At 67.4% G+C, this 26,975-nt stretch carries 25 protein-coding genes; 14 read left to right on the top strand and 11 right to left on the bottom strand.

Translation table 11 applies throughout. The features are described from left to right. Positions 1-321: 321 nt before the first annotated feature. On the top strand, positions 322-447 hold the full coding sequence (locus ACIGKL_RS04005) for a hypothetical protein (protein ID WP_397485406.1): 126 nt from the start codon (positions 322-324) through the stop codon (positions 445-447). A gap of 82 nt (positions 448-529) precedes the next feature. Here the strand turns inward: ACIGKL_RS04005 and ACIGKL_RS04000 are convergent, their stop codons facing one another. The 10 genes from ACIGKL_RS04000 to ACIGKL_RS03955 all read right to left on the bottom strand — a co-directional run bounded on the left by ACIGKL_RS04000 (position 530) and on the right by ACIGKL_RS03955 (position 8,717). Beyond that, entirely contained in the window at positions 530-1,417 is an 888-nt protein-coding gene (locus ACIGKL_RS04000) for a metal ABC transporter solute-binding protein, Zn/Mn family (protein WP_397485405.1), read from the bottom strand. After that, positions 1,414-2,313: a metal ABC transporter permease gene (locus ACIGKL_RS03995; protein WP_021444947.1), complete on the bottom strand. Its 900-nt coding sequence runs from the start codon at positions 2,311-2,313 to the stop codon at positions 1,414-1,416. Before ACIGKL_RS03995 ends, ACIGKL_RS04000 begins: the two co-directional genes overlap by 4 nt. After that, positions 2,310-3,062: a metal ABC transporter ATP-binding protein gene (locus ACIGKL_RS03990; RefSeq protein WP_397485403.1), complete on the bottom strand. Its 753-nt coding sequence runs from the start codon at positions 3,060-3,062 to the stop codon at positions 2,310-2,312. The genes ACIGKL_RS03995 and ACIGKL_RS03990 overlap by 4 nt, the downstream gene beginning before the upstream one ends. Continuing rightward, on the bottom strand, positions 3,059-3,991 hold the full coding sequence (locus tag ACIGKL_RS03985) for a metal ABC transporter solute-binding protein, Zn/Mn family (RefSeq protein ID WP_397485402.1): 933 nt from the start codon (positions 3,989-3,991) through the stop codon (positions 3,059-3,061). Before ACIGKL_RS03985 ends, ACIGKL_RS03990 begins: the two co-directional genes overlap by 4 nt. Before the next feature lie 17 nt (positions 3,992-4,008). Then, on the bottom strand, positions 4,009-4,575 hold the full coding sequence (locus ACIGKL_RS03980; RefSeq protein WP_397485401.1) for a DUF6162 family protein: 567 nt from the start codon (positions 4,573-4,575) through the stop codon (positions 4,009-4,011). Further along, positions 4,572-4,892, bottom strand: a complete 321-nt coding sequence (locus ACIGKL_RS03975) for a hypothetical protein (RefSeq protein WP_397485400.1) — start codon at positions 4,890-4,892, stop codon at positions 4,572-4,574. Before ACIGKL_RS03975 ends, ACIGKL_RS03980 begins: the two co-directional genes overlap by 4 nt. Continuing rightward, the gene (locus tag ACIGKL_RS03970) at positions 4,889-5,434 is read right to left on the bottom strand and encodes a thiamine pyrophosphate-binding protein (RefSeq protein ID WP_397485399.1); all 546 of its coding nucleotides are present in this window, start codon (positions 5,432-5,434) and stop codon (positions 4,889-4,891) included. The genes ACIGKL_RS03975 and ACIGKL_RS03970 overlap by 4 nt, the downstream gene beginning before the upstream one ends. Further along, positions 5,431-6,624 carry a PepSY-associated TM helix domain-containing protein gene (locus tag ACIGKL_RS03965; RefSeq protein ID WP_397485397.1) on the bottom strand — a complete coding sequence of 398 codons (1,194 nt, stop codon included), beginning with the start codon at positions 6,622-6,624 and terminating at the stop codon, positions 5,431-5,433. The genes ACIGKL_RS03970 and ACIGKL_RS03965 overlap by 4 nt, the downstream gene beginning before the upstream one ends. Before the next feature lie 123 nt (positions 6,625-6,747). After that, positions 6,748-7,785: an AraC family transcriptional regulator gene (locus tag ACIGKL_RS03960; RefSeq protein WP_397485396.1), complete on the bottom strand. Its 1,038-nt coding sequence runs from the start codon at positions 7,783-7,785 to the stop codon at positions 6,748-6,750. Continuing rightward, positions 7,782-8,717: a hydrolase gene (locus tag ACIGKL_RS03955; RefSeq protein ID WP_397485395.1), complete on the bottom strand. Its 936-nt coding sequence runs from the start codon at positions 8,715-8,717 to the stop codon at positions 7,782-7,784. The genes ACIGKL_RS03960 and ACIGKL_RS03955 overlap by 4 nt, the downstream gene beginning before the upstream one ends. Before the next feature lie 180 nt (positions 8,718-8,897). Between ACIGKL_RS03955 and ACIGKL_RS03950 the strand changes: the two genes are divergently transcribed. From ACIGKL_RS03950 to ACIGKL_RS03930, 5 genes are all read left to right on the top strand, one after another. Then, a complete protein-coding gene (locus ACIGKL_RS03950) occupies positions 8,898-10,931 on the top strand; it encodes an FAD-dependent oxidoreductase (RefSeq protein ID WP_397485394.1) in 2,034 nt (677 codons plus the stop codon). A gap of 66 nt (positions 10,932-10,997) precedes the next feature. After that, the gene (locus ACIGKL_RS03945) at positions 10,998-11,429 is read left to right on the top strand and encodes a nuclear transport factor 2 family protein (protein ID WP_397485393.1); all 432 of its coding nucleotides are present in this window, start codon (positions 10,998-11,000) and stop codon (positions 11,427-11,429) included. Positions 11,430-11,632: 203 nt separating this feature from the next. Beyond that, positions 11,633-13,000: a chromosome partitioning protein ParA gene (locus ACIGKL_RS03940; RefSeq protein ID WP_397485391.1), complete on the top strand. Its 1,368-nt coding sequence runs from the start codon at positions 11,633-11,635 to the stop codon at positions 12,998-13,000. 8 nt (positions 13,001-13,008) lie between these two features. Then, on the top strand, positions 13,009-13,947 hold the full coding sequence (locus ACIGKL_RS03935; protein ID WP_397486244.1) for a 1-aminocyclopropane-1-carboxylate deaminase/D-cysteine desulfhydrase: 939 nt from the start codon (positions 13,009-13,011) through the stop codon (positions 13,945-13,947). A 22-nt stretch (positions 13,948-13,969) separates the two neighbouring features. Further along, a complete protein-coding gene (locus tag ACIGKL_RS03930; protein WP_397485390.1) occupies positions 13,970-15,079 on the top strand; it encodes a cyclic nucleotide-binding domain-containing protein in 1,110 nt (369 codons plus the stop codon). A 72-nt stretch (positions 15,080-15,151) separates the two neighbouring features. Here ACIGKL_RS03930 and ACIGKL_RS03925 read toward each other — a convergent pair whose 3' ends face one another. Further along, positions 15,152-16,117 (bottom strand): DUF1853 family protein, encoded by a 966-nt coding sequence (locus tag ACIGKL_RS03925; RefSeq protein ID WP_397485389.1) that lies wholly within the window; start codon positions 16,115-16,117, stop codon positions 15,152-15,154. Between the two features lie 98 nt (positions 16,118-16,215). Here ACIGKL_RS03925 and ACIGKL_RS03920 point away from each other — a divergent pair, with 98 nt between their 5' ends. The 8 genes from ACIGKL_RS03920 to ACIGKL_RS03885 all read left to right on the top strand — a co-directional run bounded on the left by ACIGKL_RS03920 (position 16,216) and on the right by ACIGKL_RS03885 (position 26,695). Further along, on the top strand, positions 16,216-17,103 hold the full coding sequence (locus ACIGKL_RS03920; RefSeq protein ID WP_397485388.1) for an NAD(+) kinase: 888 nt from the start codon (positions 16,216-16,218) through the stop codon (positions 17,101-17,103). Further along, entirely contained in the window at positions 17,104-18,078 is a 975-nt protein-coding gene (locus ACIGKL_RS03915; protein WP_397485386.1) for a metallophosphoesterase, read from the top strand. Next, entirely contained in the window at positions 18,075-18,935 is an 861-nt protein-coding gene (locus ACIGKL_RS03910) for a rhomboid family intramembrane serine protease (RefSeq protein WP_397485385.1), read from the top strand. The genes ACIGKL_RS03915 and ACIGKL_RS03910 overlap by 4 nt, the downstream gene beginning before the upstream one ends. A gap of 27 nt (positions 18,936-18,962) precedes the next feature. Then, positions 18,963-19,226: a YeaC family protein gene (locus ACIGKL_RS03905; protein WP_397485384.1), complete on the top strand. Its 264-nt coding sequence runs from the start codon at positions 18,963-18,965 to the stop codon at positions 19,224-19,226. Further along, complete coding sequence (locus tag ACIGKL_RS03900) at positions 19,226-20,062, top strand: DUF2797 domain-containing protein (protein ID WP_397485383.1); 837 nt, start codon at positions 19,226-19,228, stop codon at positions 20,060-20,062. Before ACIGKL_RS03905 ends, ACIGKL_RS03900 begins: the two co-directional genes overlap by 1 nt. A 52-nt stretch (positions 20,063-20,114) precedes the next feature. Continuing rightward, positions 20,115-22,772, top strand: coding sequence for an aminopeptidase N (gene pepN, locus ACIGKL_RS03895; protein WP_397485381.1), 2,658 nt, complete (start codon positions 20,115-20,117; stop codon positions 22,770-22,772). Between the two features lie 484 nt (positions 22,773-23,256). Beyond that, on the top strand, positions 23,257-25,257 hold the full coding sequence (locus ACIGKL_RS03890; RefSeq protein WP_397485380.1) for a DUF1302 domain-containing protein: 2,001 nt from the start codon (positions 23,257-23,259) through the stop codon (positions 25,255-25,257). 67 nt (positions 25,258-25,324) lie between these two features. Further along, positions 25,325-26,695, top strand: a complete 1,371-nt coding sequence (locus ACIGKL_RS03885; protein WP_397485379.1) for a DUF1329 domain-containing protein — start codon at positions 25,325-25,327, stop codon at positions 26,693-26,695. Positions 26,696-26,975 lie beyond the last annotated feature (280 nt).

Below are 26,975 nucleotides of genomic sequence, written 5' to 3'. Positions count from 1 at the left end.
CGAGCTTTGCGCGGCTGTCGTCGCGGCTAAGGAAGCTCTGAAATAGCCGTCATTCCCGCGCAGGCGGGACAGCGGCTTTATCGCTGAACAGCGCTTGCGCTGGCCCGAAGGGGAATAATCCAGAGCCTGCGTAATCCCTGGGCTCCCGCCTGCGCGGGAGTGACGATAAGTGGCTTTTCAGAATTTCCCTAAAGCCCCTCCCACGCTACCTGTGGGGCAGGGCTTTCTTTCCGCCAGCCATGGCGCCCGGCAATTTTTCCTGCCCGCGGCTTTTCGTCATCTTGTCTTCATCCCGCCGTTCTAGCCTGATGGGCATGTTTCTTGTTTATCGTTGAACGGGTCAGGCGGGAGGAGCGAGCGATGGACGATTATCAGGAAGAACTGCTGGAACTGAGCGCCCTGGAGCAGGATGCGGTGGATAGCGTCGAGGACGCCACCGAGCTGTAACGGGCCATGGCGCCCCGCAATGGGGCGCCGGTCAGGCGGCGGCTCGCTCTCGTGGCCCGGATGCAATCCGGGCTACCCGCGTTCAGGGCGACAGGGCGTCCAGCACCTGGCCTATGGCCGTTTCCAGCCCGGCAATGGGCGCGTCCTGGTTGTCTTCGATCAGCACCAGGCGGCTGCCGCCGTCGCTGATCGCCTTGGCCAGCTCCGCCGAGGGCTGGCGTGGGGCGAGCACGGCGGCGACCTCGTTGCCGCGCAGCTCGGCGCTCAGTTGCGCCAGGGTCTCGGTCGTCCATTGGCCGTCTTGCGCCACGCTCAGCTCGATGCGGTCGAGGTTGAGGCCGCCGATCAGGTAATCGAAGTGATCCGACAGGCTGGCCACGCCGAGGTTGTCCAGCTCGGCCAGGCGGCTTTCGCTGGCGGCGCTGAGCTGGAGTAGGCGCTGCTTGAGCGTCGCCAGGTTGGCCTCGATCTGCGGCTTGGCCTCCGGCGCCAGGCGGCCCAGGTCGGCGGCGATCACATCGGCCATGCGCCCGAGGTTGTTGATATTGAGCCAGGGTTGGCTGGCCAGGGCGTCGCCGCCGTCGCTGCGCAGGGCGATGCCGGGCAGGGCGCCGTCCACCGGGCGCGCGCCGTCGACTTCGACGATGCGGATATTGCTGCGCCGCGCCAGCGGGTAGAGCGGGTCGTCCGGCCACAGCGAGCGCAGGCCGATCACCGCGTCGGCGTCGCGCGCGGCCTTGTCCAGCGCGCCCGCGCCGCGGCCGGCGAAGTACGAGGGTTGGCGGCTGGCCGGCAGGTTGGCCGGGGCGGCGCGTTGCAGCTGCACGGCGCTGCCGTCGAGCAGGCTGGCGCCGAGATCGTAGGTGATCGGCAGGCTGGCGAGAATGCGCACGGGCTGCGTTCCGGCGTGCAGCGGGCCGGCGAGCAGGGCGCAGGCGGCGAGGGCGAGGCTCAGGCGTTGCAGGTTCATCCCAGGTTCCCTTTCAGACTAGGCAGGATGCCGCGGGCGATGGCGGCGAGGGCGAAGGCGAGGCCGGCGACCATGATGATCGCGGCGCCGGAGGGGACCGGCAGCTCCAGGGCGATCGGCAGGAAGATGCCGGCCAGGGTACTGCAGGTGGCGATCAGCACCGACAGCCAGAAAAAGCCCTTCAGCGACTGGCTGAGCAGCCGCGCGGCGGCCGCCGGGATCACCAGCAGGGCGCCGACCAGGATGGCGCCGATGACCTTGACCGCGGCCACGGTGACCAGCGACACCAGCATCACGAACAGGTAGTCCAGCGGCTTCACCGCGACGCCGCGCACGCTGGCCAGCTGCGGGTTGAAGCTGGCCAGCATGATGCGGTTGTACAGCGGCAGCGCCAGGCCCAGCACCAGCAGCGAGACCAGCGCCAGCACCGCCAGATCCTGGGCGTTGACCGTCAGCACCGAGCCGAACAGCACGTTCTCCAGGATATGGATGTTGATCTTGCCGGCGAGCACCAGCAGCAGGCTGGCGCCGACCGCCAGCGACACCGAGAGGAATACGCCGATCAGGGTGTCCGGCGCCAGGCCGGTGCGGTTGCGCAGGTAGTTGAGCAGGATGCCGAACAGCAGGCAGTAGCCGAACAGGCTGCCGTAGGGGCCGGTGTAGGGCTCGCCGAGCAGGATGCCGATGGCCACGCCGGTCAGCGCGGCATGGCCGACCGCCTCGGAGAAGAAGGCGAAGCGCTTGACCACCACCAGGGTGCCGAGGCCGCCGAGCACCGGGCCGATCAGCAGGCCGGCGAGCAGGGCGTTGACCACGAAGCCGTAGGCCAGGGCCTCGGGCAGATAGCCGGCGCTGGCCCAGGCCTGGATCGCCAGGCGGATGTCTTCGAAACTCATGACGAGGCCTCTGGCTGGCGCGGATGGCTGGAGAACAGTTCGAGCAGCCGTTCGGGGGTCAGCACCTGCTGCGGCGCATCGTCGAACAGCACGCGGCGGTTGAGCCCGGTGACGCGGTCGGCGAGGCGGCCGACGGCCTGCAGGTCGTGCTCGATCCACAGCACCGTGGTGCCGGCCTGGCGCCAGTCGCGCAGCAGTTGCTCGAACACCTGCACGCCCGGCTCGTCCAGTGCCGACATCGGTTCGTCGAGCACCAGCAGTTGCGCCTCGGGCACCAGGCCCTGGGCCAGCAGCACGCGCTGGCGCTCGCCGCCGGACAGCGCGCCCATGCGCCGCTTGCGCTTGTCGAGCATGCCAACCCGCGCCAGCGCCTGTTCGATGGCCGGGGCGTGGCGTCGCGACAGGCCGAGGAAGGCCGGGCGGCGCTGGCACATGGCAGCCATGAAATCGTCCACCGTCATCGGCAGGCCGCGGTCGAACTCCAGCGCCTGCGGCACGTAGCCGATGGTGCCGGGGCTGGCCGGCCAGTGCAGGCGCAGCTCGCCCTGGTGCGGCATCTGCCCGAGCAGGGTCTTGATCAGCGAGCTCTTGCCGCCGCCGTTGGGGCCGACCAGGGCGTGCACGCTACCGGCGCGCACCTGAAAGCTGACCTTGTCGAGAATCCGCGTGCGGCCGAGGTTGAGATCGACACCGGCGAATTCGACGCCGGGGCCCTGCAGGCGCGGCGGCGCGGTTTCGAGGGCGGTCATGCGCCTTCGTCCTGAATGGCGCGTACCACGGTGTCGAGGTTGCGCGCCATTTCCTCTTCGTATTTCCTGGCGGTGTACTCGCCGTAGGAAATATGGGTCAGCGGGTAGATCTTCACGCCGGACTCGCGCTGGATGGTGTCGACATAGCTGGAGGGGAAGTCCAGCTCGGAGAAGATCACTTGCACGTCCAGTTCCTTGAGCTGGTCGATGGTCTTCTTCAACTGGCTGGGGCTCGGTTCGATGCCGTGGGCCGGCTCGACCACCGCGGTGACCTCCAGGCCGAACTCGCGCAGCAGGTAGTCGTAGGCGCCGTGGATGGTGGCCACGCGCAGCTCGTTGCTCGAGGTGGCGCTGAGCTGGCTCAGCGCCGTCGCGCGCAGGCCGCGCAGGCGCTTGCCGTAGGCGCGGGCGTTGTGGCTGTAGAACCTGGCGTTGTCCGGGTCGAGCTTGCCCAGCTCGCGGGCGATGTTGTTGATCTGCGCGATCGAGGCGCTGATGGAGAGGAAGGTGTGCGGGTTGACCACCTTGCCGGCGCCGCGCGCGGCCTGGCCGGTGGCGGCCAGCAGCGGCACGCGGGCGTTGGCCTCGATCACCGGCACCTGCGGCTTCTCGCTGACGGCGATCATGCGGTCGGCGAAGTCGTCGTGGCCGACGCCGTTGAGCACCACCACGTCGAGGCCGCCGATGCGCTTGATGTCCTCGGCGCGCGGTTCGTAGGCGTGCGGGTTGAAGCCGGCGGGAATCAGCGGCACCACCTCGGCGCGGTCGCCGACTATGTTGCTGACGTAGCTGTAGTAGGGGTGCAGGGTGATGCCGATGCGCAGGCGCTTGGCTTCATCGGCACTGGCCAGGCCCGGCAGCAGCAAGGCGCTCAGCAACAGCGAAACGGCGCCGAGCAGGCGGCGGGAAAATACGGAGCGATTGGGCATGAAGGTGTCTTCCAGAATCAGTGACGGTGCTCGCGGGTAACCCCGGCGTCGTATTGAACGGCCACCTGCTTCCAGCCGGCATCGGCCAGAGCAGTCGTCTGCAGGTCAGTCGGCGCTGTGGCATCCGCATTGCGGTTGAGCCAGATATCCAGGCCCTCGTGAGCTGGGAACAGCAGGAAGGAGCCGGCCACACCGACATCGCCACTCAGGCCCAGGTACACGGCCTGGTCACCCAATTGCAGCAGCTGCCAGTGATGGGCGCCGCGTGTACGCGCGCTGCTGTCGTCGGCAAAGGGTGGCAAGGTCTCTTGCGCCAGCATCTCGGGGCTGGGCAGCGACTGTTGTTCTTCCTGTAGCAGGCGAATCTCGTCGAGCGCCACGCTGAGATCGGTATGGATGCCCTGCTCGGCGGCATTGAGGTCGCGACGGGCGTCGAGCTGGTGACCGGCGACCTCCTGCTGCGGCGTCGGCTCGCTGCGCCAGACGATGACCAGCGCGGCGAGGGCGAGGATCGCCAGGCTGAGCAGCAGCACCTGCAGGCTTTCATGCCCGGCGCCGGCCGGGCGTACCACCTGGGTGGTCATGGCGCGGCGATTTCCGTGTGGTCGATCTCCACCACGTGGCCGGGGCCGGCGTCGAACAGCACGTAGAACTCGCCGTCCGGGCGCTTGAAGCTGAGCCGGGAATCCTCGCCGAGCTTGCCGGGCACCAGCACCTCTTCCTCGTAGCTGATCACGTCGAGGGTCACGCCCGGGGCGCCGCTGCCGTCGGAGAAACCGCCGGTGCAGACGATTTCCTCGCCATCGCCGGCTTCGCACTGGCAGATCGGGTTGTGCGCCAGGGCCAGGGGCGCGAGCCCGACGCCGAGGACGCACAGGCCGATACGCAGGATGGGGGTCATGGTTTGCCTCCTTGTTGCTTGAGCCAGGCGAGGGTCGCCGGCGACGCCTCGGCCAGGGGAATGGATGCCTGGTGCACCGTGCCGTCCCAGCCTTCGGCGGTGATCCACAGCGCGGCGTCGGGCTTGGTGCGCGGCGGTACGGGAATGCTCGCGCCCATGCGGTAGGGGCTGCCGAAGAACAGCCCGCCGGCGGCACGCAGGCTGCGCGGCTTGCCGATGCGCAGGTAGGTGGCCTTGACCTGCTCGCCGCAGCCCTGGCACAGCGCGGCGTTGAACGCCTTCATATAGCCGGCCGGGCCTTCCAGTTGCGGCGGCAGGTTGCGGAACTCGGCCAGGCGCAGGCTCCAGGGGCCGACCTGGACTTCGCCGATTTCGCGCTCGCCGAGGCCGCTGTCGCCGCGAAACAGCGCCACGTCGTGGAAATACTTGGGCATGAAGCCCAGCGGAATCAGGATCAGCAGCGCATTCAGGTGGAAGCGCCACCTGTGCCACCAGCGGCTCAGGGCAGAAGGCGCCGGGGCGGCGGTTGCGGCCTTGCTCATGGACGACCCTCCGAGACTTCGGCGATGGCGATGGGCGCCGCCTGGGGCGGGCGCGGGGCGCGTCTGACCACCGCGGCGGTGGCCTGCACGGTGCGTTTGCTCCAGATCAACAGGCCGCTGAGCACCATCATGCTCAGCAGCAGGCCGAAGAAGCACCAGATCAGCTTGACCCAAAGGCCGCCGAAGTCGCCGACGTGCAGCGGGCGCATGGACTCGGTGACGAACTCCAGCGCGGAGCGGTCGTCGAGCAGGCGCGTGGCGTCGATCTCGCCGTTGTAGGGATTGACCGTCACCGACTGGAACATCAGCGGATACCAGCCGCGCCCCGAAACGGTGATATGGCCGTAGGCATAGATCGGCAGGTCGATGGAGCTGGCCTCCAGGCTGGGCACCGCGCCCTGGGCGATGCTCACCGCCCGGTCCAGGTCGATGCGCGGCACCTCCCGGGCGCTGGCCGCCAGCGGCACTTCCTCGCGGCTCACCACCGGCGGCACGCCCTCGGTGGAGATGGAAATATGGAAGTCGAACAGCAGGGCGCGGATCAGGAACCAGATGCCGGTGATGGAAATCACCGCGATGAACCAGATCGACCAGATGCCGGACAGGCGATGGAAATCGCCCCAGAAGATCCGCGCGCCCTGGTTGAAACGCAGGCGCGGACGCAGGAAGCCGCGCCAGAAGCGCTTGTACACCACCAGCCCGGTGATCAGCGACAGCAGCATCGGAATACCGGTCAGCGACACCAGGTACCAGCCCCAGCTGAAACCGTTGGTGAAGGGCACCAGCCACCAGCCGTGCAGGGCGCGGGTGAACTGGCGGAAGTCGAACTGCGGGCTGATGCCCTGGATCGCCCCGGTGTAGGGGTTGACGTAGATCGTCGGCGAGCTGCCATCCGGATAGCTCACCCGGGCGGTGAGGGCGAAGTGATCCTCGTCCGGACGGTCGATGCTCTGCACCACCAACTCCGGCTCGGCGCGCTGGATCGCCGCCAGCACCTGGCCGTAGCTGAGCCGCTCGGCGTCGTCCGACGGCTTGCTGGCGCGCACGTCCGGGTTGGCCAGCCAGACGATCTCCTGGCTGACCGTGGCCAGGGTGCCGGTGACGCAGATGATTAGCAGGAAGAACCAGACCGGCAGGGCCAGCCAGCTATGGACGAGAAACCAGAGTCTGGAGCGGGATTTCTTGGACATGGTCGCGGGGTCGTTGGCGCGCGGCGGAGCGGCGCGGAATGAAAGGAGTAAGAAGCGACCGCAAACGCGGATGAAAAGGATTCTAAGTTGCGAGAGCTTGTCGATCAAGGTCGCCGTGCGCGATCAGCCCGCTCGGCGTTGCGCGCGTCGGTAGTCGCCGGGCGTTTGCCCGAGCCAGCGCTTGAAGGCGCGCTGGAAGGCTTCGGCGGAGGCGAAGCCGAGCAGGTAGGCGATCTCGCCGAAGGCCAGTTCGGTGTCGCGGATATAGGCCATGGCCAGGTCGCGGCGGGTGTCGTTGAGAATGGCGCGAAACTGCGTGCCTTCCTCGGCCAGCTTGCGTCGCAGCGTCCAGCTCGGCAGTTGCAGGCGTTTTGCCAGCTCCTCCAGGTCCGGCTCGCGGCCGTGCAGCAGCGGGCCGAGCAACTGGATCACCCGTTCGCGCAGGCTGCGGGTGCGGGTCAGCTGCTCGCGCTCGCGCTCGCACAGCTCCAGCAGTTGCTGCCAGGTGCCGGGGCAGTGCTCCGGGTTGTCCTGGGCCAGGCTGGCGGCGTTCAGGCGCAGGCGGTTGGCGCCGGCGGCGAACTCCACCGGGCAGCCGAACAGCGCCTCGTAGCGCTCGGCATAGACCGGCGCCGGGAACTCGATCTCGACCTTCTCCAGGGTCGCCGGGCGGCCGATCACCTGGCTCAGGTTGCTCTGCCAGCCGGCCAGCACCGAGTCGACCACAAAGCGGTTGTAGGCGTTGTACGGGCTGATGGAATAAAAATGCAGCCAGGCGCCGCGGCCGTCCTCGACCAGGCCCGAACTGCCGCGGTAGTTGGCCGCGTACAGCGCCTCGAAATCGGTCAGCACGCGCGCCGCCGCGCCCAGGTTGGGCGCCTGGGCGGCGCAGATGCCGGCCAGGCCAACCTGGCCGAGGCGGCTCAGGCGGCCCATGTCCAGGCCCAGCGCCGGGTCGCCGCACAGCGCGATGGCGCTGTGACCCAGGCGCATGAAACGCGGGATCGATAGGCGCGCGCGCGGCTCGCTCAGGCGCGCGGCGTCCAGGCCGAACTGGGCGAACAGCGGCTGCGGGTCGTGACCCCGCTCGCGCAGGGCCGCGGCCAGCGCCTGGGTGAAGCCGACCGAGAGATCGCCGAGACGAACGCGCTGCGGCTTCATGGCGGTGTCGGCCAGAAACCGAGCAGCTGCGAGCCTTGGCCGTCCGTGGCGTCCTCGGGAATCAGGCGGATATGCCGCGTCGCGCCGCCTATCGGCCAGTCCAGCCTGCCGCGCAGATATAGCGGCGGGCTGCGCAGGTTGCTGTCGAGCAGGCGCAGGCGGCTCTGCGGGTGGCCGGCGTGCCAGTCGCGCTCGACTTCCAGGCGCCAGGGGCCGACCTCGAGCCGCTGCGTCTGGCCACTTGTCGCGCGCCAGGGCCAGGGTTCGCTGTACAGCTCGCCGAGCACCGCGCCGTCGCTGGCGAACACCAGGCTGGCGTTGCGCAGGGCGCCGTCGCCGCTGCGCAGCTGGCCGTCGACCAGCTGCGGCTCGGGCAGCAGGATCGAGCCGGCCAGCAGGGTGACCCGGTAGTCGCGGGCCAGGTCGGCGAACAGCTGCTGGTAGTCGCGGGCCATCTGCTTGGCCTTCATGCGCAGCAGGGCTTCGTCGAGGCGCGCGGCATCGAGGTTCTGCAGCAGCGCGCGGGTTGCCAGCAGCGGGTTGCCCAGCAGCAGCCAGTCGCGCACCTCCTGGCGGGTGCGGGCCTGGTAGAACTCGGCTTTCTCGTCGCGCGCCAGCAGCCAGGTGCCGATATGCTCGGGCAAGGCCACCAGGGTATCGCCCTGCAGCAGGCCGGCCTGGCGCGCGCGGTCGAGGGCGGCGGCCAGCTTCAGGCGCAAGCGCTGCGGGTGCTGGTAGTCGGCCGGGTAGAGTTGCGGGCGAATTAGCAGCAGGTTGGCCTGCGCCGCCGGTGGGCGAGGGCTGTCGAGCACCTGGCTGCGCAGGTCGGAGAGATAGTGGCTGGGCGGGCGCTGGCCGGCCCAGCTGAGGAACAGGGTCAGGCCGGTAAGGGCGAGCAGCAGCAGGGCGAAGAGCGATAGACGAAGTTTCATGGGGGCAAGGGTAGGAGCTGGCGGCGGCATTGCCAAGCTGCTTTGTTAGTTTTGATCAGTATGTTGTCAGTTTGGGTCATTGAGACGCTGCGGCAGCCTGACTATCGTCGTGCCCACATCGACCCTGTTCCGAATGAGACCAGGGCAATCCGTGAACTGCACCGCGATGTGGAGAATTCCATGACTGCTCGCTACCCGCACCTGCTGGCCCCGCTCGACCTCGGCTTCACCACGCTGAACAACCGCACCCTGATGGGCTCCATGCACACCGGCCTGGAAGAAAAACCGGGCGGCTTCGAGCGCATGGCGGCCTACTTCGCCGAGCGCGCCCGTGGCGGCGTCGGCCTGATGGTCACCGGCGGCATCGGCCCGAACGAGGAAGGCGGCGTGTACGCCGGCGCGGCCAAGCTCAGCACGGTCGAGGAGGCCGAGAAGCACAAGATCGTCACCCAGGCGGTGCACGAGGCCGGCGGCAAGATCTGCATGCAGATCCTGCACGCCGGGCGTTATGCCTATAGCCCCAAGTCCGTGGCGCCGAGCGCCATCCAGGCACCGATCAATCCGTTCAAGCCCAAGGAACTGGACGAAGAGGGCATCGAGAAGCAGATCGCCGACTTCGTCAATTGCGCCGCGCTGGCCCAGCAGGCGGGCTACGACGGTGTCGAGGTGATGGGTTCGGAAGGTTATTTCATCAACCAGTTCCTGGTCGCCCACACCAACCAGCGCAGCGACCGCTGGGGTGGCAGCTACGAGAACCGCATGCGCCTGCCGGTGGAAATCGTGCGTCGCGTGCGTGAGGCGGTCGGGCCGAACTTCATCATCATCTATCGCCTGTCCATGCTCGACCTGGTCGAGGGCGGCAGCACCTGGGACGAGATCGTCCTGCTGGCCAAGGCCATCGAGGCCGCCGGCGCCACCCTGATCAACACCGGCATCGGCTGGCACGAGGCGCGCATCCCGACCATCGCCACCAAGGTGCCGCGCGCGGCTTTCACCAAGGTCACCGCCAAGCTGCGCGGCGAAGTGGGTATCCCGCTGATCACCACCAACCGTATCAACACCCCGGAAGTGGCCGAGCAGGTGCTGGCCGAGGGCGATGCCGACATGGTGTCGATGGCCCGTCCCTTCCTCGCCGACCCGGATTTCGTCAACAAGGCCGCCGAAGGCCGCAGCGATGAGATCAACACCTGCATCGGTTGTAACCAGGCCTGCCTGGACCACACCTTCGGCGGCAAGCTGACCAGCTGCCTGGTCAACCCGCGCGCCTGCCACGAGACCGAGCTGAACTATATCCCCACCCAGCAAATCAAGAAGATCGCGGTGGTCGGCGCCGGCCCGGCCGGCCTGGCGGCGGCGACAGTCGCGGCCGAGCGCGGCCACAGCGTGACCCTGTTCGATGCCGCCGGCGAGATCGGCGGCCAGTTCAACGTGGCCAAGCGCGTGCCGGGCAAGGAGGAGTTCTTCGAGACCCTGCGCTACTTCAAGCGCAAGCTGGAAACCACCGGCGTCGATCTGCGCCTCAATACCCGCGTCGGCGTCGACGAGCTGGCGGGCGGCGGTTTCGACGAGATCGTCCTGGCCACCGGCATCGCCCCGCGCACCCCGGAGATTCCCGGCATCGAACACGCCAAGGTGATCAGCTACCTGGACGCCATCCTCGAACGCAAGCCGGTCGGCCGGCAGGTGGCGGTGATCGGCGCCGGCGGCATCGGTTTCGACGTTTCCGAATACATCACCCACCAGGGCCAGGCCACCAGCCTGGACCGCGAGGCGTTCTGGAAGGAGTGGGGCATCGACGGCCAACTGGAGGCGCGCGGCGGTGTCGCCGGTATCGCGGCTCAGCCGCACCCGGCGGCGCGCCAGGTGTTCCTGCTGCAACGCAAGAAGTCCAAGGTCGGCGACGGCCTGGGCAAGACCACCGGCTGGATCCACCGCACCGGGTTGAAGAACAAGAAGGTGCAGATGCTCAACTCGGTCGAGTACCTCAAGGTCGACGACGCCGGCCTGCATATCCGCATCGCCGGTGGCGAGCCGCAGCTGCTGCCGGTCGATACGGTGATCGTCTGCGCCGGCCAGGATCCGCTGCGCGAGCTGCAGCAGGGGCTGGAGGACGCCGGCCAGCGCGTGCACCTGATCGGCGGCGCCGACGTCGCCGCCGAACTGGACGCCAAGCGCGCGATCAACCAGGGCTCGCGCCTGGCCGCCGAGCTCTAAGCAAGAAGACGCCCCGCCTCGCGCGGGGCGTCGACTATCTGGCCGACAATAATAAGGAGAAGCCCGATGTCCCTCGAAGCCCAACTGCAGCCCGCCGTTGCGGCCAGTCTGCAACGCTGGCACCAGCTTATCGCCGCCAAGGATCTGGGGCCGCTGCCGGAGCTGCTGCACCCGCAGGCGGTGTTCCGCTCGCCCATGGCGCACAGCCCCTACCCGGGCGCGCAGGCGGTCAACCTGATCCTCAATACCGTGCTCAAGGTGTTCGAGGACTTCGCCTACCACCGCGAACTGGCCACGGCCGACGGCCTCAGCGTGGTGCTGGAGTTCAGCGCCAGGGTCGCTGGCCGGGACCTTAAGGGCATCGATATGATCCGCTTCGACGAGACCGGCAAGATCGTCGAGTTCGAGGTGATGATCCGCCCGATGAGCGGCCTGCAGGCGCTGGGTGCGGAGATGGCGCAACGCCTGGCGCCCTTTCTCGCCGCGGCCAAGCACTGAAATCCATCACAGTTTTGTTTTGCGGCCCGTCGCACTCTGCTGGGCGGCGGGTCGAGTGCCAAGCCCGTCACATTGCTGCGGCGGGTTTTTCCCCTAGACTTGGCTGAACAACGGACGGCGCCCGCCGCTCAGGCCTGGCAAGGCCTTGTCGGCAGCCGTCCGTGCGCGCAGATGCCACCCGCGTTTGGTCCAGAGGGAACCCGATGAGCATGCAGAACAAGCCGCAGATGGTGGAAGCCGTGATGTTCTTCAGTGACCGCGGTATCTGCAAACAGATGATGTTTCCCGAGTTCGAGGCCCTGCTCGACGGCGTGGTCAACATGCCTGAGTTCGCCGACCAGCAGATGCGCGTGGCCTTCGTCACCATCAATCCGCGCCTGTTGGTCAAGGCGGCGGTGTTCTTCTACCTGGATTTCGACGAGGACGGCAGCCCCGACAAGGGCTGGAACATTCCCCTGCAGCACCTGGCCGAGCGCGCCGGGCGCGGCCCCGACCTGGGCGCCGGGCCGATCCGCCTGGCCTGCCGTAGCCAATGCCCGGTGTCCTGGCACCAGATGCACCTGTGGGATCCCAGCCTGGCGCCGGGGCAGAACGATCTGGTGCTGCTGCGCGATGCGGTCAAGGGCAATAAGCTCGGGCTGCTGGTGGAGGACGAGAGTGCCCAGGCGGTGGTCGCCGAGCGCCTGCAGATGGCGTCCGAGGACAAGTGGTACGCCGCCGATCCGGCCAAGGAGGTGGCCGATCAGTTGGCGCGCAAGATGGATCAGGAACACCGCCTGAAGACCGCCCAGCTGATCAAGCAGCAGCGCCTGCGCATCAGCAGCCTGAGCCAGCAGCACGAGGAGGAGCTGGCCAAGGCCAAGCTGGCCAGCGAGGAGCGGAGCAAGCAGCTGCAGGCGCAGATCCACGGCCTGCACCAGGCGTTGCGCCAGCAGGAGGAGCTCAACGCCAGCCTCAAGGCGCAACTGGCCGCTCAGGCCGAGAGTTTCCAGAGCAGCCGCGAGGAAATGACCCAGCAACTGCGCGCCCTCGAGCGCCACGGCCGCACCGAAGGCGACATCCTCCGCGCGCAGTTCGACGGCGAGTTGCAGGCCAAGGTCGCCGCGGCCGTGGTGGAGTACAAGGAGCAGATCGCCATCCGCGACGTCGAGCTGGCCTACCGCAACGAGCAGGATGCCCAGTTGCAACGGGAGAACGAGCGGCTCAAGCGCGAGCGCGACGAATTCGCCAGCCAGGGCGGCGACCAGATACTCGAGCGCCTGGCCAAGCTCGGCGTGGTGTTCGTGGTCTACCACCCGGGCGCCGGCCACCTGACCATCCCGCTGCAGGACGTCGCCCGCTACCAGGACAACCCCATGGCCTATGCCGCGGCCAAGTGCTTCGTCTCCGAGCCGCAGTACCGCCAGTGGCTGGCGCATTATCAGCAGCCGACCTGCGACGCCAGCCTGCCCAGCGGCGAACGCTGCGCCATTCCCATCGACCGGATCGACTCGCCCAGTCGCTTCAACGCCGGCGACTCCAACTGCTGCGCGCGGCACAAGGCGGGTAGTCGCCTGCGTACCGTCGGCTGACCTTGGCCCTGCAATTCCCCGACTGGCGCCCGCAGGCGGCGCTGCAACCCGTGCATCTGGACTGGCTGGACGCGGCCGGCATCGAGCTGGCCTGCCTGCGTCTGGAGTTGATCGACCCGCTGGTGTCCGGCAACAAGTGGTTCAAGCTCGCCCCGCACCTGCAGGCCGCGGCTGCCGCCGGCGCAGCCGGAGTGATCAGCCTGGGCGGCGCCCACTCCAATCACCTGCATGCGCTGGCCGCGGCCGGCAAGCGCTTCGGCTTTGCCACCGTCGGCCTGCTGCGCGGCGAGCCGCAGCGGACGCCGACCGTCGCCGATCTGCAGGCCTGCGGCATGCAACTGCACTGGCTGGGCTACGGCGGCTACCGGGCGCGGCATCGGGCGGATTTCTGGCAGCCCTGGCTGCAGCGCTACCCAGGCTTTCACCCGGTTGCTGAAGGCGGCATGGGCTTGCTCGCGGCCGAGGGCTGCAGCGGCCTGGTGCAGATGGCGCGGGCGCAGCTGGCCGGCCTCGGCTGGGACGACTGCGACGGCTGGTGGCTGGCCGCCGGCACCGGCACCACCCTGGCCGGCCTGGTGCTGGGCGAGGCGGGGCGCTGCCCGGTGTACGGCGCCCTGGCGGTACCGGGCAGCCATGGCGTGGCCGCGCAGGTGAGCGCGCTGCTGCGCCAGGCCGGTCGCGACGACAACGGCTATCGTCTGGTGGAGGCCGCGCGAGGCGGCTTCGCTCGGCTGGACGACGAGCTGCGCGAGTTTATCCTGTGCAGCGAGCGGGCCGGCGGCCTGCTGCTGGAGCCGGTCTACACCGGCAAGGCATTAATGGCGTTGCGCCAGTATGTCGAGGGCGGTTACCTTGCCCCCGGCAGTCGCCTGATCTTCGTCCATACCGGCGGTCTGCAGGGGCGGCGCGCACTGATGGGCGCCGCCGCCGACTACACTGAGGTCTGACCAGCGGAGCCTGGAATCCCCCATGAGCGAACCTCTCCACCCCGAACAACTGCGTGGCCTGACCCCGCTCAACGTGCTGTCCGACCAGCAGTGGCGCGAGTTGCGCAGCCAGTTGGTGCCGCAACCCCTGCTGGCCGGCCAGTTGCTGTTCCGCCAGGGCGATCAGGCGCGCCTGACCTACTACCTGCTGGCGGGCGAGCTGCAGTTGCAGGGCGCCGACGGCCAGGTGCAGCGTCTGCTGGCCGGCAGCGAGGCCAGCTGCCATCCGCTGTCGCCCAGCCTGCCGCGCCTGCACGAGGCGCGCGCGCTGAGCGACGTCAGCGTGCTGGCCATCGACAGCGCCACCCTGGACCGTCTGCTGACCTGGCGCCTGGCCTACCAGGACCTGCTGCTGGCGCTGCAGCAGAGCGGCGCGGACGTCGAGTGGCTGGAGCGCCTGCTGGACAACCCGCTGTTCGCCAAGGTGCCGCCGGCCAACGTGCAGAACATGCTCGGCCGCCTGCAGCGCGTCGAGCTCCCGGCCGGCAGCCGGGTACTGGAGGAGGGCGCGGCGGGCGATTGCTGCTTTTTCCTCGAAAGCGGCCGTGCCGAGGTGATCCGCGGCGCCGGCGGCGACAGTCAGGTGCTGGCCGAGCTGGAGGTGGGCGCCTGCTTCGGCGAGGAGGCGCTGCTGGCCGACCGGCCGCGCAACGCCACGGTGACCATGCTCGAGGACGGCAGCGTGCTGCGCCTGGATCGCCAGGAGTTCTTCGCCCTGCTCAAGGCGCCGGTGGTGGCCGAGGTGTCGCTCGGCGAGGCGGCGCGCCTGCTGGCCCAGGGCGCGCAGTGGCTGGACGTGCGTCTGCTCGAGGAATACCAGCAGGCGCATGCGCCGCAGGCCCTGCACATGCCGCTGCAGCTGTTGCGGCTGAAGGCGCGTCTGCTGGACAAGGCGCGCACCTACCTGTGCTACTGCGACAGCGGCAAGCGCAGCGCCAGCGCGGTGTTCCTCCTCGCCCAGCTGGGTTACGGCGTCTACGCCCTGCGCAACGGCCTCGACGGCCTGCCGGCGGTGCAGCGCGACGCCCTGCTGTGCGAGAGCGGCGCCGGCTACCTGGCGCGCTCGGGCGGGCGCACCGAGCGCAGCCGCTGAGCTGACGGCGGCGCGGTTGCGGCGCGCATGCAATCCGCGGAGGGCTGCAGCCTGTCCCGGATTGCAGCCGGGCTACGGGCTGTCGACCGCCTGGGGCTCGGCCTGGCCCGGCCAGTGGTCGCCGACCAGAAAGATCCGCTGCACTTCCTGCCAGCTGCCGTCGGCGGCTTCTTCCAAACTTACCAGTAACTGCGCGCCGGCCTGCGCCGGCAGGGCATCCAGCCATTGCTGCAGGCGTTCGCCCGGCCAGCGTTGCTCGGCGTCCACCCGCGCCGGGGCCAGCCAGGCCAGGCGCGGCAGCGGCTGCCAGACGCTCGGCGGCTGCTCGCGGAGGAAGGCCGGCCAGTCGCGGCGGTGCAGCCAGCGTCCGCGCAGGTGCTGCGGCGAGGCCCCGCGCGGCGCGGCGCAGGTCTGCGCCCAGGGATAGAACAGGTAGCCGCCGAGCCACAGGGCGGCCTGGGTGTCGCCGAGTTGCAGGGCGTTGAGCGTACTGCGCGCCTCGCGCCGCGAGGACAGCGGCAGCTGGCGCTGGCTGAGGTGGGCCAGCTTGAGGTCGAGGCGGTCGTGGCTGCCGGGGCCGAGCCACTGCGCGGCGTCGCCGCCGTCTTCGGCGGGCGGGCCGAGGTAGAACTTCACCGCCAGTTCCAGGTGGTGCTCGCCCTCGGCGTCGCGCAGCAGCAGGTCGAGCTCGCCCAGGGTCTGGCCGCTCTGGCGGATCGGCAGGTTGGCCGCCAGCACCTCGATATCCGGCGCGCCATGCAGGGCGAACTGCCACAGGCGCTCGTAGTACAGGCCCAGGCGGCGCACCGGGTTGCCGGCCAGCCAGGCGCTCAGCTCGCCGTCGTCGCGGTCCAGGCGGCGCAGCCAGTCGGCCAGCAGCGCCGGCTGGGTGCCCCAGCGGCTGGCCTGCAGCGGGTGGCGCTGCGGTTTGGGCGTCTGCCCGAGCAGCGGCGGCGACAGCAGCACCCAGGCCAGGTCGCGGACGGCGGGGCGGTGCAGGTGGCGGGGCAGATCGTGGAGGACATCGAGCGGGCTCATGTAAGCGAGCATAGCCCAGTGCGCTGGGCGGTTTGCTGCGGCCTCGGCCTTTGACCGATAATCGCCGTCTCTCCCTTCTCGAGTCTGGCGGGCATCCCATGGAGCAATTTCGCAATATCGGCATCATCGGGCGCCTCGGCAGCACGCGGGTGCTGGAGACCGTCCGCCGACTCAAGCGTTATCTCATCGACCGCCACCTGCACGTGATCCTCGAGGACACCATCGCCGAGGTGCTGCCCGGCCACGGCCTGCAGACCTCCTCGCGCAAGATGCTCGGCGAGGTCTGCGACCTGGTGATAGTGGTCGGCGGCGACGGCAGCATGCTCGGCGCGGCGCGCGCGCTGGCCCGGCACAAGGTGCCGGTGCTGGGGATCAACCGCGGCAGCCTGGGCTTTCTCACCGATATTCGCCCCGACGAGCTGGAGTTCAAGGTGGCCCAGGTGCTCGAAGGCCAGTACCTGACCGAGAACCGCTTCCTGCTCGAGGCCGAGGTGCGCCGCCACGGCGAAGCCATCGGCCAGGGCGATGCGCTCAACGACGTGGTGCTGCACCCGGGCAAGTCGACGCGGATGATCGAGTTCGAGCTGTTCATCGACGGCCAGTTCGTCTGCAGCCAGAAGGCCGACGGCCTGATCGTCGCCACCCCGACCGGCTCCACCGCCTACGCGCTGTCGGCCGGCGGGCCGATCATGCACCCCAAGCTCGACGCCATAGTGGTGGTGCCGATGTACCCGCACACCCTGTCCAGCCGGCCGATCGTGGTGGACGGCAACAGCGAGCTGAAGATAGTGGTGTCGCAGGACATGACCATCTACCCGCAGGTCTCCTGCGACGGCCAGAACCATTTCACCTGCGCGCCGGGCGACACCCTGCACGTGGCGAAGAAGGCGCAGAAGCTGCGCCTGATCCACCCGCTGGATCACAACTATTACGAGGTCTGCCGCACCAAGCTGGGCTGGGGCAGCCGCCTCGGGGGGCACGACTGAATGTCCCTCGACCCCCAGCGTGGTTACGACCTGATCGGCGATATCCACGGCTGCGCGCGCACCCTGGAGCGCCTGCTGGCGCAGCTCGGCTATCGCCGGCAGGGCGGCGTGTGGCGCCATGCCTCGCGCCAGGCGATCTTCCTCGGCGACCTGATCGACCGCGGCCCCGGCATCCGCGAGACCCTGCACCTGGTGCAGGCCATGGTCGCGGCCGGCCAGGCGCTGTGCATCATGGGCAACCACGAATTCAACGCCCTGGGCTGGAGCACGCCGGCGCCACCCGGCAGCGGCCGGCAGTTCGTTCGCGAACACAGCCCGCGCCACCAGCGCCTGATGCGCGAGACCCTGGCGCAGTTCGAGGCTTATCCGCAGGAGTGGCGCGAGTTCCTGCGCTGGTTCTACGAGATGCCGCTGTTTCTCGATGCCGGGCGTTTTCGCGTGGTGCATGCCTGCTGGGACAGCGGCCTGATCGAGCCGCTGCGCGCGCAGTTCGCCGACGGTTGCATCGACGAGCATTTCGTCCAGGCCTCGGCAGTGCCCGGCAGCTTCGCCAACCTGGCCCTGGATCGCCTGCTGCGCGGCACCGACATGCGCCTGCCGCACGGCCTGACCCTGACCAGCGACGACGGCTTCACCCGCTCCTATTTCCGCACCAAGTTCTGGGAAGAGAATCCCGAGACCTACGGCGACATCGTCTTCCAGCCCGACGCGCTGCCCGAGCTGGCGGCGCAGACGCCCTTGACCGAACTGCAGAAGGACGAGCTGCTGCGCTACGGCGCGCACGAGCCGTTGCTGTTCGTCGGCCACTACTGGCGCCGCGGCAAGCCGGCGCCGATCCGCGCCAACCTGGCCTGCCTGGATTACAGCGCGGTGGTCGGCGGCAAGCTGGTGGCCTACCGCCTGGACCAGGAGCAGCGCCTGGAGGCGGGTAAGTTCGTCTGGGTCGACGTGGATCAAGCGGAGGCGCCGCGATGAGCGCCGTGGCCGTGCTGCGCCTGCCGCTGGCCGCCGATCTGAGCGGTTTCGTCGCCCTGCTGCGGCGTCTGCAGGTGCCGCACCGGGTGATCGAGGAGGGCGGCGAGCAGGTGCTCTGGGTGGCCGGCGAGGAGCTGGCCGAACAGGTGCGCGAGCTCTACGCGCGCTACCCGGACGGCGATGCCGCCGGCGAGGTTGCCGATCCCGTCGCGCCTGCGCGCGAGGGCGTATTGCAGCAGTTGCGCTGCAGTCCGCTGACTGGCGCCGTGCTGCTGCTGACTTTCATCGTCTTCGCCGTGACCGCGGCCGGGGAGAATTTCGCCGCCATCCGCTGGCTGAGTTTCGTCGACTTCCGTATCGACGGCGAGCACCTCTACCTGACCTACCTGGAGGCGACGCTCGCCAGCGGCCAGTGGTGGCGTCTGCTGACGCCCATGCTGATCCACTTCGGCTGGCTGCACCTGGCGATGAACAGCCTGTGGTACTGGGAGCTGGGCCGGCGCATCGAATTTCGCCAGGGCGCCATCGGCCTGCTCGGGCTGACCCTGCTGTTCGCCCTGGCGTCGAACCTGGCCCAGTACTGGTGGGCCGGGCCGTCGCTGTTCGGCGGCCTGTCCGGCGTGCTCTACGGTCTGCTCGGGCACTGCTGGATCTACCAGCGCCTGGCGCCCAATCCGGCCTACCGCCTGCCACCCGGCGTGCTGGCGATGATGCTGGCCTGGTTGCTGATCTGCATGACCGGCATCTTCGAGCTGCTGCAGTTCGGCGCCATCGCCAACGCCGCGCATCTCGGCGGCCTGCTCAGCGGCTGCCTGACCGGGCTGCTGGGCGGTGCGCTGGCGCGCCGGGCTGGGTAAACTGCCACTTTGCATTTGGAGGCGCTTATGTCGTCCTTTCTCGAAGCCATCGACAACATCACCCCGGAAATCTACCAGAGCCTCAAGCTGGCCGTGGAGATCGGCAAATGGCCCGATGGCCGCAAGCTGAGCCAGGAGCAGAAGGAGCTGAGCCTGCAAGCGATGATCGCCTGGGAACAGCAGAACCTGCCGGAAGATCAGCGTACCGGCTACATGGGCCCGCAGGAGTGCAGCAGCAAGTCCGAGCCGGTGCCCAACCTGCTGTTCAAGTCCTCGGAAACCCTGCACTGATGAGCGAGCTGGGACGTGGCTCGCTGAGCAAGATGGCGGCGCGCCTGGACGCGCCGGTGCAGTACGCCTTGCGCCTCGGCGACAGCGAGGTGGCGGTCAACCCGCTGCTGGGCAAGACCCTGCGCCTGGAGTACCTCGGCGCCATCCACTGCAGCCACTGCGGGCGCAAGACCAAGACCAGCTTCAGCCAGGGCTACTGCTACCCCTGCATGCAGAAGCTGGCGCAGTGCGATATCTGCATCATGAGCCCGGAGAGGTGCCACTTCGATCAGGGCACCTGCCGCGAGCCGAGCTGGGGCGAGCAGTTCTGCATGACCGACCATATCGTCTACCTGGCCAATTCCAGCGGCGTCAAAGTCGGCATCACCCGCGCCAGCCAGGTGCCGACGCGCTGGATCGATCAGGGTGCGACCCAGGCGCTGCCGATTCTGCGCGTGGCCACCCGCCAGCAGTCCGGCTTCGTCGAAGACCTGCTGCGTTCGCGCGTGGCGGACAAGACCAACTGGCGTGCGCTGCTCAAGGGCGATGCTGCACCGGTCGACCTGCCGGCGATTCGCGAGCAGCTGTTCGCCAGCTGCGCCGCGGGCATCGCCGAGCTGCAGCAGCGTTTCGGCCTGCAGGCCATTCAGCCGCTCGGCGCCGCCGAGGTGCTGGACATCCGCTACCCCATCGCGGCCTATCCGGCCAAGATCGCCAGCTTCAACCTGGACAAGCAGCCCCTGGCCGAGGGCACCCTGCTCGGCATCAAGGGCCAGTACCTGATGTTCGACACCGGCGTGATCAATATCCGCAAGTACACCGCCTACCAGCTGGCCGTCCACGAGATCGCCGCCTGACCCCCGATTGCCACCCGGCGCCCGGCGCGCCGCAGACGAGAGGCCAAGAGCCATGCGCACCGAACAACCGAAGATGATCTACCTCAAGGACTATCAGGCCCCCGACTACCTGATCGACGAGACCCACCTGACCTTCGAGCTGTTCGAGGACCATAGCCTGGTGCACGCGCAACTGGTGATGCGCCGTAATCCCGAGGCCGGCGCTGGCCTACCGAAGCTGGTACTCGACGGCCAGCAGCTGGAATTGCTCGAACTCAAACTGGATGACCGCGAGCTGGGCGAGGGCGATTATCAGCTCACCGACAGCCAGCTGAGCCTGCAGCCGAGCCAGGAGCGCTTCGTGGTCGACAGCACGGTGCGTATCCATCCGGAAAGCAACACCGCGCTGGAGGGCCTGTACAAGTCCGGCAGCATGTTCTGCACCCAGTGCGAGGCCGAGGGCTTTCGCAAGATCACCTACTACCTCGACCGCCCGGACGTGATGAGCAAGTTCACCACCACGCTCAGCGCCGAGCAGCACAGCTACCCGGTGCTGCTGTCCAACGGCAACCCGATCGCCAGCGGTGCGGAAGAGGGCGGTCGCCACTGGGCCACCTGGGAGGACCCGTTCAAGAAGCCGGCCTACCTGTTCGCCCTGGTCGCCGGCGACCTCTGGTGCGTGGAAGACAGCTTCACCACCATGAGCCAGCGTGAGGTGGCGCTGCGCATCTACGTCGAGCCGGAGAACATCGACAAGGTGCAGCACGCCATGGATAGCCTCAAGCGCTCGATGAAGTGGGACGAGCAGGTCTACGGCCGCGAGTACGACCTGGACATCTTTATGATCGTCGCGGTCAACGACTTCAACATGGGCGCCATGGAGAACAAGGGCCTCAACATCTTCAACTCCAGTTGCGTGCTGGCCCGCGCCGAGACCGCCACCGACGCCGCCCATCAGCGCGTCGAGGCGGTGGTGGCACACGAGTACTTCCACAACTGGTCGGGCAACCGCGTGACCTGCCGCGACTGGTTCCAGCTGTCGCTCAAGGAAGGCTTCACCGTATTCCGCGACGCCGAGTTCTCCGCCGACACCCACTCGCGCACGGTCAAGCGCATCGAGGATGTGGCCTACCTGCGCACCCACCAGTTCGCCGAGGACGCCGGTCCCATGGCCCATCCGGTGCGCCCGGATGCCTACATGGAAATCTCCAACTTCTACACCCTGACTATTTATGAAAAGGGTTCGGAAGTGCTGCGCATGATCCACACCCTGCTGGGGCCGGAGCTGTTCCGCAAGGGTTCCGACCTGTACTTCGCACGCCACGACGGCCAGGCCGTGACCTGCGACGACTTCGTCAAGGCCATGGAAGATGCCAGCGGCATCGACCTGACCCAGTTCAAGCGCTGGTACACCCAGGCCGGCACGCCGCGCCTGGAGGTTAGCGAGGCTTATGACGCCACGGCCCAGACTTACAGCCTGAGCTTCCGCCAGAGCTGCCCGGCCACGCCGGGGCAGAAGGACAAGCAGCCCTTCGTCATCCCCGTCGCGCTCGGCCTGCTCGATGCAAAGGGCAATGAGCTGCCGCTGCACCTGCAGGGCGAGGCTGTCGCGCAGGGCACCAGCCGCGTGCTGTCGGTGACCGAAGCCGAGCAGACCTTCACCTTCGAGGGCATCGCCGAGCGGCCGCTGCCGTCGTTGCTGCGCGGCTTCAGTGCGCCGGTCAAGCTGCATTTTCCCTACGACCGCGACCAGCTGATGTTCCTCATGCAGCACGATTCGGACGGCTTCAATCGTTGGGAAGCCGGCCAGCAGCTGTCCGTGCAGGTGCTGCAGGAACTGATCGGCCAGCAGCAGCGTGGCGAGGCGCTGGTGCTGGATCGGCGCCTGGTCGTGGCGCTGCGCACGTTGCTCGAGGACGAAGCGCTGGATCAATCCATGGTCGCCGAGATGCTCTCGCTGCCGGGCGAGGCCTACCTCACCGAGATCAGCGAGGTGGCCGACGTCGAGGCCATCCACGTCGCCCGCGAGTTCGCCCGCAAGGAGCTGGCCAGCGCGCTGTTCGAGCCACTGTGGGCGCGCTACCAGGCCAACCGCGAAGTGTCCAAGGTCACCCCCTATGTCGCCGAGGCTGCCCACTTCGCCCGCCGCAGCCTGCAGAACATCGCCCTGTCCTACCTGATGCTCAGCGAGCGGCACGAGGTGCTGGCCGCCTGCGTCGATCAGTTCGAGAACGCCGACAACATGACCGAGCGCCTGGCGGCGCTGGCGGTGCTGGTCAACTCGCCGTTCCGGGACGAGCAGGGCAAGGCCCTGGCGATGTTCGCCGACTTCTTCAAGGACAATCCGCTGGTGATGGATCAGTGGTTCAGCGTGCAGGCCGGTTGCCCGCTGCCCGGCGGCCTGGAACGGGTGCATGCGCTGATGCAGCACGAGGCCTTCACCCTGAAGAATCCGAACAAGGTGCGCGCGCTGATCGGCGCCTTCGCCAACCAGAACCTGGTCAACTTTCACCGCGCCGACGGTGCGGGCTACCGCTTTCTCGCCGACCAGGTGATCGCCCTCAACGCCCTCAACCCGCAGATCGCCTCGCGCCTGCTGGCGCCGCTGACCCGCTGGCGCAAGTACGGCGCCGCCCGTCAGGCGCAAATGCAGGCCGAACTGCAGCGCATCCTCGCCTCCGGCGAGCTGTCCAGCGACGTCTACGAGGTGGTGAGCAAAAGCCTGGCCTAAGACGGGTTCTGCGGCACAAGAAGTGTTACCAGTCTCTGGCTGGTAACACTTTTTTGTTACTCAAAGAAATATACCCTTCGCCTGTTATGCATTTGCACACTTAAGTTAGGGTCTTGACCCTTGACTGAGTGGCGCTCTTGCGTGTGCGAAAACCCACGCAAGACCTCTAGCAAGCGGCATAAAGCGTCGGATCGTAGGACAAAAGGCGCCACCGGCCAGGCGAATAGCTGACAGATTGGTCAGTGAATGATCAGTCACCGAAGGAAACACCGCCGATTGTCTAACTAGCGCCTTTGCGCTGATACGCCCGTTTGAATTGGCACCATGGTTGCAGTGCAGGACGGGATTCGACCCCACGCCGCTGCGCCAGGGGCCGCTGCAACGCATTGACGCAAGCCAAAAAAAGCCGTCGTCAGTACGGCATATCGCCGTCCCGTCTGCGGGATCGCCCAAAAGAATGATCTGTCCACGGAGTAAAGTCTCGATGGAAATTAAGTCCCGCAAGCCCGTTCTGCGATTTGCCCCGGCCACCGCCGGCTTCGCGTTCGCTGGCGTCCTGCCGTTGCTGGTTGCCGCCCAGGTTCAGGCGGTGGAGTTCAGCTTCGCCGACAACGAAGTCACCGGTTCCATCGATACCACCCTGTCCTACGGCCAGCTGTGGCGCGTGCAGGGCCAGGACAAGAGCAACAACGACATCAACACCAACGATGGCAACCGCAACTTCGATACCGGCCTGGTTTCCGAAGTGTTCAAGATCACCACCGATCTGGAAGCCTCGTACCAGAACTACGGCGTGTTCGTGCGCGGCACCGCGTTCTACGACACCCAGATCATGGACAAGCGCAACGACTACTACGGCGCCAACGATCCGGCCCAGCCGAGCCAGAATTTCCCGCGCGACGACAGCTTCACCTACGAAACCCGGCACAAGGCCGGCCGCGATGCGCAGATCCTCGACGCCTATGTCTACGGCAACTGGGACGTGGGCGATATGCCGGTCTCCGGTCGCCTCGGCAAGCAGGTGTTCAACTGGGGCGAAGGCCTGTTCTACCGCGGCGGCATCAACACCACCAACCCGGTCGACGCCGCCAAGTTCCGCCTGCCCGGCTCGGAGGTGAAGGAAGTGCTGGTGCCGGTCGAGGCGCTGAGCTTCAACCTCGGCCTGACCGACAATCTGTCGATGGAAGCCTTCTACCAGTGGAACTGGAAGGAAACCGCGGTCGACCCGGTGGGCACCTACTTCTCCGAGACCGATCTGTTCGCCGATGGCGGCAATACCGCTTACACCACGGTCGATGCACTGTCCAATCCGCTGTTCCAGACCGTTTACAACGGCGCGGTTAATGGCGGTTTCGCCGGTCTGCCGGCCAACTTCGGCGGCTTGCAGGGCACCAACTATCTGGACAGCAACGGCGTGATCAAGGTGGCCAGCGTCGGCTCCGACATCAATGCCAAGAACGATGGCCAGTTCGGCGTCGCCTTCCGTTATATCGCCGAAGAGCTCAACTCCACCGAGTTCGGCTTCTACTTCGTCAACTACCACGCCAAAGAACCGACCATCTACGCCGATATCAACTCCACCTACGCCGGCCTGAACATCGATCAGCTGGCCAGCCTGGGCAGCCTGCTGGGCGTCAGCGCCACCAGCTACGACGATCTGGTCAGTCAGGCCGCCAGCAACCCGGCCGCGGCTACCGTGCTCGGCCTGGTCAACGGCGCCGCCGCCGTGGACGTGGCCAACCAGGTCAACGCCCGCCGCGAGTACGCCGAAGATATCCGCATGTACGGCATGAGCTTCAACACCACGGTCGGCGAGGCCTCGGTGTTCGGCGAACTGTCCTACCGGCCGAACCTGCCGATCGGCATCGCCACCACCAACGACCTGCTCGGCGACCTGCTCGGCCAGGCCGCCCACCTGTCCGCCGGCCGCCCGGTGAACATCGGCGGTCAAACGGTCGATATCGACGATCAGATCCACAACTCCACCCGTGTCGAGGCCTTCAACACCTCGCTGGGCACCATCTACAACTTCGGTCCGTCGCTGGGCTTCGACTCGCTGTTCGGCGTCGCCGAGCTGGCGTCCGAGCACGTGCGCGGCGACAGCCTGCAGTACGTCGATTACCAGGGCAACGTGCGCTACTACGCCGGCCGGCCGAACAACTCCTACGTTTCCGGCTATGACCGCGACGACCAGATCAACAAGAACGCCTACGGCTACACCCTGGTCATGTCCGGCACCTGGAACGACGTCTACGCCGGCGTCAACCTGTCGCCCTTCGCCGTGTTCAAGCACGACTTCGAAGGCAACTCGCACCAGACCGGCAACTTCGTCGAAGGCCGCATGGCCTACACCCTCGGCATGCGCGCCAGCTACCTGAACAGCCTGGAAGCCGAGATCCAGTACACCGAGTTCTACGGCGCCGGGCAGAACAACGGTTCGCGCGACCGCGACAATGTCGGCGTCAACGTCAAGTACTCCTTCTAAGACCCATAACCAGAAAAACAGCCGGGCGCCGCAGGGCGTTCGGCCAGACTCTTCACGGAGAATTACCATGCTGAACAAGCACAGGCTGATGGCCGTAGCCGTTGCACTGGCGTTTTCCGCCGGCACCGCGCTGGCTGCCGTGTCCCCGCAGGAAGCCGCCAAGCTCGGCGATACCCTGACCCCCTTCGGCGCCGAGAAGGCCGGCAATGCCGCCGGCACCATCCCGGCTTGGACCGGCGGCATCACCCAGGCGCCGGCCGGTTACACCCGCTCGGGCCAGCACCACGTCAACCCCTTCCCGGAAGACAAGCCGCTGTTCACCATCACCGCGGCTAACCTGAGCCAGTACCAGGCCAACCTGACCCCGGGTCAGATCGCCATGTTCAAGGCCTATCCGGAAACCTACCAGATGCCGGTCTACCAGACCCGCCGCTCCGGCTCCGCGCCGCAGTGGGTCTACGACAACAGCATCAAGAACGCCACCAGCGCCAAGCTGGCCGATGGCGGCAACGGCTTCAGCAATGCCTATGGCGGCATCCCGTTCCCGATTCCGCAGAACGGCGTCGAGGCGCTGTGGAACCACATCGCCCGCTACCGCGGCACCTACATCGTGCGCCGCGCCTCGGAAGTGGCGGTGCAGCGCAACGGCGCCTACTCGCTGGTGACCTCGCAGCAGGAGGCGATGTTCAAGTACTACATGCAGAACGGCTCCTTCGCCGATCTGAACAACATCATGTTCTACTACCTGTCGTTCACCACCAGCCCGGCGCGCCTGGCCGGTGGCGCCACCCTGGTTCACGAGACCCTCGACCAGGTCAAGGAACCGCGTCAGGCCTGGGGCTACAACGCCGGCCAGCGTCGCGTGCGGCGTGCGCCGAACCTGGCCTACGACACCCCGATCGCTGCCGCCGACGGCCTGCGTACCGCCGACGACACCGACATGTTCAACGGTGCGCCGGATCGCTACGACTGGAAACTGGTGGGCAAGAAGGAAATCTACATCCCCTACAACAACTACCAGGTCACCAGCCCGGACGTGAAGTACAAGGATCTGCTGCAGGTCGGCCACCTCAACCCGGCGCTGACCCGCAACGAGCTGCACCGCGTCTGGGTGGTGGAAGGCACGCTGAAGTCCGGCGCCCGCCACATCTATTCCAAGCGCACCCTGTTCCTCGACGAGGACAGCTGGCAGGCCGCGGTGGTGGATCAGTACGACGGTCGCGGCGAGCTGTGGCGCGTCTCCATCGCCTACCTGAAGAACTACTACGACCTGCCGACCACCTGGTCCGCGCTGGACGTGTTCCACGATCTGCAGGCGCGTCGCTACCACGTGCAGAACCTGGACAACGAAGAGAACAACACCATCGACTTCAGCCAGGCGATTCCGGACGACGGTTATTTCAAACCGGCCGCCCTGCGTCGTCGCGGCACCCGCTAATAGTCGTGTAGTCTCACGCGAAGGCCGCTACAGTAGTAGCGGCCTTTTCGTATCAGCTCGGCGAATGGGCCGTGCTCAAGCGGCTGCGGCCTTAACAAAACATAACGTCGCGCCGATTGTCAGGGCTTTCCGAAGCTCGCTAGGATGAGCGGCCTGCTAAGAGCCTATTCACGATCTCGCGAGCTAGAGCCATGCAAGGCAAAAACAGGCGAGGAAGCGGAGTGTACTTTTGTACATGAGCATTCCGAGCCGGTTTTTAACGTAGCAGGGCCGACGCGCA

Origin of the sequence: Pseudomonas sp. NPDC077186 (genome assembly GCF_044543505.1) — a bacterium.
GTDB lineage: Bacteria > Pseudomonadota > Gammaproteobacteria > Pseudomonadales > Pseudomonadaceae > Aquipseudomonas.
The sequence above is the reverse complement of the archived record's forward strand: the minus strand, read 5'-3'. Positions and strand labels throughout refer to the sequence as shown.

Coding starts and splice junctions, on each gene's coding strand:
- ACIGKL_RS03990 (WP_397485403.1), bottom strand. CDS start 3,062: ATGACCGCCCTCGAAACCGCGCCGCCGCGCCTGCAGGGCCCCGGCGTC.
- ACIGKL_RS03950 (WP_397485394.1), top strand. CDS start 8,898: ATGACTGCTCGCTACCCGCACCTGCTGGCCCCGCTCGACCTCGGCTTC.
- ACIGKL_RS03995 (WP_021444947.1), bottom strand. CDS start 2,313: ATGAGTTTCGAAGACATCCGCCTGGCGATCCAGGCCTGGGCCAGCGCC.
- ACIGKL_RS03920 (WP_397485388.1), top strand. CDS start 16,216: ATGGAGCAATTTCGCAATATCGGCATCATCGGGCGCCTCGGCAGCACG.
- ACIGKL_RS03905 (WP_397485384.1), top strand. CDS start 18,963: ATGTCGTCCTTTCTCGAAGCCATCGACAACATCACCCCGGAAATCTAC.
- ACIGKL_RS03925 (WP_397485389.1), bottom strand. CDS start 16,117: ATGAGCCCGCTCGATGTCCTCCACGATCTGCCCCGCCACCTGCACCGC.
- ACIGKL_RS03985 (WP_397485402.1), bottom strand. CDS start 3,991: ATGCCCAATCGCTCCGTATTTTCCCGCCGCCTGCTCGGCGCCGTTTCG.
- ACIGKL_RS03890 (WP_397485380.1), top strand. CDS start 23,257: ATGGAAATTAAGTCCCGCAAGCCCGTTCTGCGATTTGCCCCGGCCACC.
- ACIGKL_RS03970 (WP_397485399.1), bottom strand. CDS start 5,434: ATGAGCAAGGCCGCAACCGCCGCCCCGGCGCCTTCTGCCCTGAGCCGC.
- ACIGKL_RS03930 (WP_397485390.1), top strand. CDS start 13,970: ATGAGCGAACCTCTCCACCCCGAACAACTGCGTGGCCTGACCCCGCTC.
- ACIGKL_RS03960 (WP_397485396.1), bottom strand. CDS start 7,785: ATGAAGCCGCAGCGCGTTCGTCTCGGCGATCTCTCGGTCGGCTTCACC.
- ACIGKL_RS03900 (WP_397485383.1), top strand. CDS start 19,226: ATGAGCGAGCTGGGACGTGGCTCGCTGAGCAAGATGGCGGCGCGCCTG.
- ACIGKL_RS03945 (WP_397485393.1), top strand. CDS start 10,998: ATGTCCCTCGAAGCCCAACTGCAGCCCGCCGTTGCGGCCAGTCTGCAA.
- pepN (WP_397485381.1), top strand. CDS start 20,115: ATGCGCACCGAACAACCGAAGATGATCTACCTCAAGGACTATCAGGCC.
- ACIGKL_RS03915 (WP_397485386.1), top strand. CDS start 17,104: ATGTCCCTCGACCCCCAGCGTGGTTACGACCTGATCGGCGATATCCAC.
- ACIGKL_RS03975 (WP_397485400.1), bottom strand. CDS start 4,892: ATGACCCCCATCCTGCGTATCGGCCTGTGCGTCCTCGGCGTCGGGCTC.
- ACIGKL_RS04000 (WP_397485405.1), bottom strand. CDS start 1,417: ATGAACCTGCAACGCCTGAGCCTCGCCCTCGCCGCCTGCGCCCTGCTC.
- ACIGKL_RS03940 (WP_397485391.1), top strand. CDS start 11,633: ATGAGCATGCAGAACAAGCCGCAGATGGTGGAAGCCGTGATGTTCTTC.
- ACIGKL_RS03980 (WP_397485401.1), bottom strand. CDS start 4,575: ATGACCACCCAGGTGGTACGCCCGGCCGGCGCCGGGCATGAAAGCCTG.
- ACIGKL_RS03955 (WP_397485395.1), bottom strand. CDS start 8,717: ATGAAACTTCGTCTATCGCTCTTCGCCCTGCTGCTGCTCGCCCTTACC.
- ACIGKL_RS03965 (WP_397485397.1), bottom strand. CDS start 6,624: ATGTCCAAGAAATCCCGCTCCAGACTCTGGTTTCTCGTCCATAGCTGG.
- ACIGKL_RS03910 (WP_397485385.1), top strand. CDS start 18,075: ATGAGCGCCGTGGCCGTGCTGCGCCTGCCGCTGGCCGCCGATCTGAGC.
- ACIGKL_RS03885 (WP_397485379.1), top strand. CDS start 25,325: ATGCTGAACAAGCACAGGCTGATGGCCGTAGCCGTTGCACTGGCGTTT.